Below are 1406 nucleotides of genomic sequence, written 5' to 3' on the forward strand. Positions count from 1 at the left end.
AATTCCTAAAGCGGGTCCTCAACTTCTGGAACCGATCATGAAAGTGGATGTGTTCACACCAGAAGATCATGTGGGTGATGTTATCGGTGACTTGAACCGTCGTCGTGGCATGATCAAGTCTCAAGATGCGGGTGCAACCGGTGTTCGGATTAAAGCTGACGTTCCTTTGAGTGAAATGTTTGGTTACATTGGTTCACTGCGTACCATGACATCAGGTCGTGGTCAGTTCTCAATGGAATTCCTGCAATATAGCCCTTGCCCACGTAATGTGTCGGAAGAGGTTATTAAGGAAGTCAAAGAACGCGAAGCAGAAAAGAAATAATACGATTATTTCAAAAAAACAAAAAGGGCTGATTTTATCAGCCCTTTTTTTTGTCTGGCATTTGCCTAGAGCTGCTGGATATGATTCAGTATGGATACTCAGGAAAATATAGGTACACGGATGTTACCTGCTAAAAATACACTCATCCTGCGCTCAGCACCTATGATCATTATTTTTGAAGCAATTTCTGTCCAATAAATTAAAAAAACGGGCTGATAATATTCATGCATCATGGGAAGGTGAATGAAATTGACCGGCGAGTTCTTTTGCGGTGAAATCGGATACGAAATGGACGACTCTCTGTTAACGATACGCTTAATAACATGAAATTAAACTTGGAATCTTCACGTGAACAAGCGCGAGGTGAAGAGTTTGCGAACAGCATCAGTCACGCTATCGGGTTGATTGCTGTTCTTGTCGGCACACCTTTTCTTATTATTAGTGCTATACAGCATGGCGAGGAAGGGCTTGTTATAGGCTCATGTATCTTTGTTGTGACCGCCATAATACTTTATCTGTCTTCTACCGTGTATCACGCACTACCGGCTGGAAAAGCCAAACGTCTTTTTCGAACTATTGAACATTCGGCGATATTTTTACTTATTGCAGGCACCTATACGCCTTTTACATTGGGTGTACTAAAGGGAACATGGGGTTTGATTATTTTTGGACTTGTTTGGGGGCTGGCAATTATTGGTGTAGTGATGAAAGCATTGCAAAAGATGTCCCATCCCATTTTCTCCACCAGTCTTTATTTGCTGATGGGGTGGCTTATCATCATGGCTATCAATCCGTTGTTGGCTAAGCTGCCTGGTGCAAGTTTTCTATGGTTGTTAGCCGGAGGCTTGTCTTACAGCGTAGGTGTTATATTTTTTGCCACCGATTCAAAGCTACGCTATGGGCACTTTCTCTGGCATTTATTTGTAATGGGTGGCACCACATGCCACTATTTTTCCATTCTCTGGTATACACTTTAATAAGTACTCTTATTAATAAATCAGGCACTAAGATTAATTTACCAGACTCTGAATCGGTGCCGGTATGCGTCCCCCAAGACGGACGAAACGGTTTTCCTGACTGCCCA

Annotated in this window: 1 protein-coding gene and 1 pseudogene; both read left to right on the plus strand. The window is 42.5% G+C overall.

The annotated features are described in order from the left end of the window. A pseudogene (locus ACTF5U_RS06505) lies at positions 1-322 on the plus strand (elongation factor G); the annotation flags it as partial. 323 nt (positions 323-645) lie between these two features. Further along, a complete protein-coding gene (gene trhA, locus ACTF5U_RS06510) occupies positions 646-1299 on the plus strand; it encodes a PAQR family membrane homeostasis protein TrhA (RefSeq protein WP_438970830.1) in 654 nt (217 codons plus the stop codon). Positions 1300-1406 lie beyond the last annotated feature (107 nt).

This window comes from Methylophaga sp., from assembly GCF_965655755.1.
GTDB lineage: Bacteria > Pseudomonadota > Gammaproteobacteria > Nitrosococcales > Methylophagaceae > Methylophaga.

Bases quoted from the DNA above. Each gene is read 5' to 3' on its own strand.
- trhA (WP_438970830.1), top strand. From the start codon at position 646: ATGAAATTAAACTTGGAATCTTCACGTGAACAAGCGCGAGGTGAAGAG.